The organism is Rhodopirellula sp. JB055 (genome assembly GCF_043100905.1).
In the GTDB taxonomy this organism is placed as follows: Bacteria; Planctomycetota; Planctomycetia; order Pirellulales; family Pirellulaceae; genus Rhodopirellula.
The window spans coordinates 1-8,003 of record NZ_JBICHO010000226.1; the positions used below are offsets into that span (position 1 = coordinate 1).

General features: G+C 55.0%; 4 protein-coding genes and 1 pseudogene. 1 reads left to right on the forward strand and 4 read right to left on the reverse strand.

All coding sequences use genetic code 11. From position 1 onward, the window contains the following. The 4 genes and pseudogenes from ACF8AM_RS09380 to ACF8AM_RS09395 all read right to left on the reverse strand — a co-directional run. Positions 1-1,162 (reverse strand): CHASE domain-containing protein (locus ACF8AM_RS09380; RefSeq protein WP_392555386.1); only part of this gene is annotated, 1,162 nt, incomplete at its 3' end. Between the two features lie 93 nt (positions 1,163-1,255). Beyond that, positions 1,256-3,247 (reverse strand): ABC transporter ATP-binding protein, encoded by a 1,992-nt coding sequence (locus tag ACF8AM_RS09385; RefSeq protein ID WP_392555387.1) that lies wholly within the window; start codon positions 3,245-3,247, stop codon positions 1,256-1,258. A gap of 57 nt (positions 3,248-3,304) precedes the next feature. Then, positions 3,305-5,332: a BatA and WFA domain-containing protein gene (locus ACF8AM_RS09390; RefSeq protein ID WP_392555388.1), complete on the reverse strand. Its 2,028-nt coding sequence runs from the start codon at positions 5,330-5,332 to the stop codon at positions 3,305-3,307. Beyond that, positions 5,329-6,437 (reverse strand): annotated as a pseudogene (locus ACF8AM_RS09395) (DUF58 domain-containing protein). Before ACF8AM_RS09395 ends, ACF8AM_RS09390 begins: the two are co-directional and overlap by 4 nt. 120 nt (positions 6,438-6,557) lie before the next feature. Here ACF8AM_RS09395 and ACF8AM_RS09400 point away from each other — a divergent pair. Beyond that, positions 6,558-7,952, forward strand: a complete 1,395-nt coding sequence (locus ACF8AM_RS09400) for a VWA domain-containing protein (protein WP_392555389.1) — start codon at positions 6,558-6,560, stop codon at positions 7,950-7,952. Positions 7,953-8,003: the final 51 nt, after the last annotated feature.

Here is an 8,003-nt window from a genome sequence, read left to right on the forward strand (position 1 = left end):
ATACGATCGGATCATGGGCGGTGTCGCAGACGGCCTGGAACTGTTTCTGAGCCTTGCGAAACTCGCTGGTCATCTGTGCGGCAATTCGTTCCGCTTGCCGCTGTTGACGCCCGATTGATCCAATTACCAGGAACAGCAACACATCCACCAGCAATCCTATAAATGCGACCGCCAAGCTAATCGCCGATTCGCCACCACTGATAAAATCGGGCTGGGATTCAAAGTGGATTGTCCAATCGCGTCCGCGAAGATGAAGCTGCTTCGTCAGCACAAAATCCGCATTGCCCTCGCTGGCCGGCCTCAACATCGGGAGGTGACTGCTGTAGAGCAAGTTGGCAGTGGACTCGTTCTCACCATCGTAGATTTTGAAATCGATGTCCGGCAGATTCGATTTCCGAATCCCGACCATCAAATCTCGAGTTCGAAAGGGCGCGTACACAAAGCCAACAACCGATGCCAATTGTTGATCTTCCTCGTCAACCGTTTCGCCGTTTTCGAAGACAGGCAAATACAGCAAGAAACCTTGTTGGACATCGTCCTCGGTTTCCTGCACCAATTTGACAACGCCTGAAATGGTGGGTTCGCCCGATGCGACCGCCGCGTCCATCGCCGCTCGACGAGTTGCCTCGGAGTACATATCAAATCCGAAGGCCCGCTGATTCCGCCAATCGAACGGTTCGAGATAAACGATCGCCGTGTAAACATCACGCTCACCGTCGGGCCGAATATCGAACTCCGGAAAACCCTCGGCGCGAATGGATTGGACAAAGGCATCTTTTTCATCCGCCTTCACAACTCGACTGAATCCAACTCCTTGAATACCAGGGTAGTACTCTTGGAAACGAGAGTTCTCGAAGTAGGTCCGCCACTCAGCTCGCGAGACGTTGTTGGATGCTTCCATCAAACCAACGCCACCGCGAAGCACTTGTTCGTACTCCAACATCCGTTGCTCGATTGAGACTTCCATTTCACTCACGCGAAATAGAAAGCGGTCCGACGCTCGATCGCGAATGTACTGGCTCGACAAATACCAGGCGATCGCGGTCACGGCCAGCGATATGGCAAGGATGCACCATGCCAATGCGGAACTGCGAGTCACCGCAAAGTCACGCAAGAGGTGGATCGTTCGACCAAGAAGCGGTTGTGAGGTCGAATTCGTCATCTGCTATCAAAACACTCGCGACACGTGGAACGCATCGCTGATTGCAAGACAGGACGCTACCTGCGAATGATAAGCGATCACGCGAGTCTTGTCTCACCGACTGGCTTGCATGCCTTGATCCATTTGCAGCATCACCATGTCTCGATAGCGGCCACCGCTGGCGACCAATTCTTCGTGCGTGCCAATCTCGAGCACTTCGCCGTCTTCCAAAACCACAATTTTGTCAGCGTTCATGATCGTGCTCAATCGGTGAGCGATCACGAACGCGGTTCGGTCCTGCAACAACTCGCTCAAACTGTCCTGGATCAGACGCTCGCTTTCGCTATCGAGATTGCTGGTCGCTTCATCCAAGATCAAGATTTGAGGGTCAGCCAAGATCGCTCGTGCGATGGCCAATCGTTGTCGTTGACCACCTGACAACTTGACGCCACGTTCGCCGATCACCGTTTCATAACCTTCGGGAAATTTGCGAATGAACTCGTCAACCGCGGCTGCCTGCGCCGCCGAGATCACATCCTCCCGTGACGCTCGCCGGCGGGCGTAGGCAATGTTTTCGTGGATGGAGCCGTCGAACAAAAACACGTCCTGTTCCACAATACCAAGCAACGATCGATAGCTGGACAATTGGATGTCTCGCAAGTCGCGACCGTTGAAACAAATCATTCCCTCATCGGGATCATAAAACCGAGCGATCGAATTGGTCAGTGTCGTCTTGCCCGCTCCGCTGCGTCCAACCAAAGCGACCGTTTGCCCCGATGCGACGTCGAAGCTCACCTCTTTCAGCACTGGCGTCTCGGTTCCCGGATAACGGAACGTGACATTTTGAATCGACAGATCACCCACTCGCTGTTTCGAAGCCAACGAGATCGCACCTTCGCGACTGGGCAATTCCTCTTCCACATCCAATACATCCAGCACACGATCCAACCCAGCCAGATTGTTCTGAAACGCGACCGCGCTGCCAGCGATCGTGGCCAACGGATCCAACAACATCGTCAGGTAGACCAAGAACATCATCAGGTCACCGAGCGTCAGATTGCCTTCGATGATTTGATAGCCGCCATAAAGCAACAAGCCTGTGGAAGCGAGCGGGATCAGCACTTCCCAAATGGTCTCGATGATCCGCATCCACCACCAAGTGAACAACTGCTGCCGAACCAAGAAGTCACCTTCCCGCACATAGCGACTCGACTCGCTGCGAGATCGCGAAAACGTTCGCACGACGCGAATGCCACCGAAGGTTTCCGTCGCCCCGCTGTCGATCTTTTGACGTTGCTTGCGGACATCACGAAAGAGAGGACGAATGCGATTGATGTAGGTGCGATGCGTCAACCAAACGGTCGGCAACAAAAACATTCCGCCGAGCATCAGCTTCCAATCCACCAGCATCAGGATCACGAGGCTGCCGATAAACTGAACGATCGCCCGCCAGGGGTTGTAGAGCATGCTGAAGATCAAATCGGCAACGCCGCCTGCATCCTCTCGGATCAGGCTGGCCACGCCACCGCTCTTCATCGAATGCACGTGGTGCAGCGGCAGATGAACAGCGTGATCAAACACGGTAGCTCGGATGGACACTTGCGTTTTATTGACCGCTTTGGTCGCGATCCAACGGCCCACCAAATTCACCGCGGTTCCGATCGCGGTTAGGACGGTCACCAACAACCCGATCGCGATCAGCACGCGCATCGGGGACGCCATGGGGTCACCAAGGATGGTGGTCAAGTTGGGAATCGAATCGAGCCAACCTGGCAACGGTTTCGGTGGGCGAGTCAGCACGGAATCGATCGCCAGCTTGGTTCCCAGCGGCGGGATCAATCGCAAACCAATGCTGACCGTCAACAACGCCAGAGCCGTCAAAATAGCCCCTCTTTGCCCGGCAATCAGCCCCCAAAAGGCAAGAAACAATTCGCGAAAGGATCGATCTCGCGTCCCGATTTTCTTCCCACCCGGACCGCCACCGTGATGATGTCCGCCACGTCCGCTGGCCAGATCCTTTTCAGTGTCCTGATTCCCTCGGCGATGACGATCGCGAACCGCTTGACGATAGGCTTCAAAACGACGGCGACTGGGCGAACTCGGCATCTAACAACAATGTGCGTGGAAACAAACGACCAATGGAATCATTGGGGTCCGTCAATCCTACGCCAAACGCCTCGTGTAGAACCACCACTCCAATGCCATCAACACCAACACGGCGATCAGCAGCGGCCTCCAAAATTCGCGACGCACCTCGATCCCCGCATCGGTTGCTTCCACCGATTCGTATCCCAGCTCAACGGTCGGCTGCGTTGCCAATCGACTTTCGCGAGCATCGAACAAATTGACCGCGAACCGATCAACCACTTGATCTGTTTCCGCGGCGATCAGTTGATAATTACCGGGCAATGAAGTCGAGACAATTTCGACCACGCCACCTACTCCGACCGGTTGCTTGCCCAGCGACTCTGCCCTGCCCTGCCCCACTGTCCGAACCACTTCGACCGATTCCAGAACGTTTTCAAGGCGAGCCATCACAGTTTGCCCCGGTTGATAACTCGGTGCCCCTGACGACTGAGCCGCCCCGGCCAGGTTCCTCAAGACATTGAACAGGAACACCGGCCAAGAGCGTTCAGCGTACCAATTGGTATTGGCCTGCATCTCGCCCGATTCGTCTTCGCTGACGAGCGGGAACCCCAACACCAAATCCTGGTAACCATCCCTCGAAGCAATCGCCATCACCGGACCAACATCCGATTCCACCAAGGTCAGCGAGCCCGATGGCCCTTCCACAGCTCGACCGGGAAACACCAGCAACGAATACAATTCCAAATACCGCAGCACCGGATGCGTTCGATCGATGTCGATCAACGTCAACGCGCCCGACTCAGTTTTCCACTGCCAATCATCGTTGGGCAATTCCCCCATGGTGAACGTATTGGTCGGAGGAGAATCTTTCGATCGGCATCGATCGTAAATGATCAAATCGTCGCGTCCCGATGACACCCGCTTTTGATACGCCTCGGTTTCCATGTAGTCAGGCGTCACAAATTCGCAAGACGCGATCTGCTGGCACTTGGGCGTCGTCAGGCCCAGCTCGAGCGCTCGGTTGCCGGGAGTCACAACCAACACCGAAACCAACCCCGCGGGAGTCAACGCCGCGAACGCTTCGTTGTCGATCTTCAAATCGTCTTCGCTATCGAGTTGCAACCTCAACGCAACCGCATCGGAAGATTCAATCGTGAACGACAATCCAGTTTGAGCCTCCGGTTCTAACTTCACTGACGCCGCATCCACCAAGTTCTGATCGATGTACAAGGATGCTTCCGTGGACTCCTCCGACGTGCCCGTGTTCAGCACCGTTGCGAAAACTTGAATCTGGTCGGGGTTCTGCAAATCACGCTGCGCCGAGAACGAAACGATCGCCAAATTGCGGACCGCGTCGGATCCAATCGCAACATAGGTAGGTTGCAAGTTCCCCAGACTAAACTGCGTCACATCGCCAAAGTTCCCATCGCTGTAAAGCATTAATTCCGCGGGCATCGCGTCAGCGACTTGGACATCGTTGACGTCACCAATCTCGCTGGTCCGACGCGGGTTGGCCAAGCCATCGGCTGCCCGCAGTGCCCCCAGAATATCCGTCGGTCGATTCGTGACTTCACACCGATCCAGTGCATCCCGCAGACGATTGCGATCCGACGTGAACGCCTGCATCACTTCGGCGCGGTCACTGAATGTCACCAGCATCGCCGACTCCGAATCCGTCATCGTGTCGATGCGATCGCCGATTTGTCGGCGGGCTTCCTCAAACCGACTGCGACCGCCCTGCCCTGCTCCTTCCGCGTTTCCCGCCGGTGCTTGCATGCTGGCAGAAGTATCCAGCAAGAAGACCATCCGGCCCAACGAATTCGCTTCGCCTCGAATACCAGGTCGAAACAAGGCAAACGCGGCCAATAACACTGCCAGCAATTGCAGCAACAACAACAGGCTGTTGCGAAGCCGTTGCAGCAAACTGTTGACGTGCAGGTCCTCGATCGTTCGAGACCACAAATACGTGCTCGGCACTTCGACCGGCTCACGTCGCAGCTTCAAAAAGTAAAGCAGCACGATGCCCACAGGCACGCACCCCAACACCACCCAAGGCCACACTCCCGACAAGGCCGGAATCCAACTCATTCCACCACCGTTCATCGCACGACCCCACGAGTTCGCAGGTACTTCGTGATCACCGTTTCAATCGGCGTGTCAGTTGGAACCATCACGTGCACAATCGATCGCTTGGCACAGTACTGCCGAATTTGATTGAGGAAGGCTTTGAGGTTGGCTTGGTACTTGTCCAACACAAATTGATTGACGGTGATCTCGGCCGCATCGCCGTCTTCGACATCAATCTACCGGCGATCACCTCGTATTGGCGGGTCAATTTCTTCTTGTGACAGCACCTGCAACACAAACACATCGATTTGCCGACCGACCAACATCCGCAGTGCTGATTCGTAACCGGCTTTGTCCATCATGTCGGTGATCAGCACGACCACGCCGCTGCCACCACCTCGCATCACAAAGTCCTTGACTCCATCGTGCAGCGAAACATTCTCGCCACCCGACAAACCGTCCAAGTAGTTCAACATTTTCCAGAACGAACCACGCGACCGAAGCACGGGAGCGTTGTGACCGGATTGCCCCATGGCTCGAACACAAACACGGTCACCGTGACAAAGCCCCACGTATCCAAGCGCGGCCGCGAGCTGTTTGGCGACACGCAACTTGTTCGGCGTGCCAAAATTCATTGACGCGCTGGTGTCGATCAAGGCATGGAAGTGCAGGTCCTCTTCTTCCTGAAACAGTTTCAAAAACAACTGATCCAACCGGGCGTACAAATTCCAATCGATCAGCCGCAGGTCATCGCCCGGCACGTAATTTCGAAAGTCAGCGAACTCGACGCTCTGACCTTTCCGACGGCTGATCCGTTCGCCTTTCATCCGCCCCCGAAAGATCTTCCGAGAAACGAGTTCCAGCCGTTCCAGCCGACCCAACAAGGCTGGCGTCAACAAAGGCCCAGACGCTTGCCGCTTGGCATCGGTCGGGGTGCTGGCTGCGGGAGTCGGTTCGGTCGTCGAAGAAGCGGGTGCGTTGCTCATCGCCTCAGTTTAGCCGATCCACGCAGCGGTGGAGCGTGCCACCGCACCTCAACTGTCTCTTCGTCGAGATCAGAATTTCTTCGAAAAGCGATGACCGAACTGTCCGATCGGAGACAATTCCCCCTGCGAAACAGCATGAATTCAATGCCTGACATTTCTTTTACAATTGACTGACACCCATTCGAACTTTTGGGCGACCGCTTTTCGTTCAATGAGTGACGTCCGAGCCATGTCCGGCTCGATCGCTAGTCCACTCTTGTCCCAGGAGCCTTCCGATGCGTTTCTCATTGTTCATGTTACTTGTTGCCGCCATGACAGCCTCACCGCTTCACCAAGCGAGTGCCGAACAAGTCAAATTGGATGTCCGCTTGGTTCACCCCGTGATGAAAGCGGATGAGAAACAAACGAACCATTTGCGAATCGCACTGACCGGTTTTGAACTGAAATCCGCGGAAGAACGCCCACCCGTCAACGTCTGCTTGGTGCTTGACCACAGCGGTTCGATGAGCGGGCAAAAACTCGCACGTGCCAAAGAAGCCGCCGAAGCCGCGATCGACCGGCTGAGCGACGACGACATCGTTTCAGTCGTTTTGTACGACAGCAATGTCACCGTCTTGGTCCCCGCCACCAAAGCCACCGACCGCTCCTCCATCAAACATAAGATCCGTGGCATCCAAGCCGGTAGTTCCACCGCCTTGTTCGCGGGAGTCAGCAAAGGTGCCGCGGAAGTTCGTAAGTTCTTGTCCGACGAACAAGTCAATCGAGTCATCCTGCTTTCGGACGGTTTGGCCAACGTGGGTCCCAAAAGCCCACAAGAACTGGAAGGGTTGGGACGCTCACTGATGAAGGAAGCGATCAGCGTTAGCACGCTTGGCCTAGGTTCAGGTTACAACGAAGACTTGATGGTCGCGCTCGCTTCAGTGGGCGGTGGCAACCACGCGTTCATCGAAGACGCCGACTCTCTGGTGGCGGTCTTCAACCAAGAGTTCGATGGTTTGCTTAGCGTCGTTGCGAACGAATTCGAAATCGTTGTCAAACTGGATGAATTCGTTCGTCCCGTTCGCATGATCGGCAGCGAAGAAGACATCGAAGGTCAAACCATTCGCATTCCACTCGCGCAGCTTTACGCCAATCAGGAACGTTACTTCATCGTCGAAACCGAAGTTTCACCCGGCACGGAAGACTCCACCCGAGATCTGGCAGAAGTCACGGTGCAGTATCGCAATCTGCAAACCGAAACCAAAGAAAAACTGACCAGCAGCATTCAAGTTCGCTTCAGTGACGAAGAAAAGATCGTCGAAGAAGCCAAGGACATGGAGGTCTACGCCTACTGCAGTTTGCAAATCACCACCGAACTCAATCGCGAAGCCACCGCACTACGTGATGCGGGCCAAGTCAAGGAAGCACAAACGCTACTCGCAAAAAATGCAGCTTGCCTCAACCTGATTGCCCTTGAATGCGCATCCAAAGGTGTCAACAGCGTTCTTCCAGAACTCAAGCAGGCGGAAGAGAGCAACGAAATGCAAGCGGAAGCGATTGTCGATCGTTCCAAGTGGAATTCAACTCGCAAAAGCATGCGGCAGTTGCAGAATGCAGTCCAAAGTCAACAACCCTATTCGGTTGATGTGCCCAGCCTCTCGTCTTCCCCGTCCTCCGCCTCTGGCAAGTGATCGCTTTTGCTTCTCCGTCACGTTCTCGCATTGTTGTTGCTCATCGTTTCG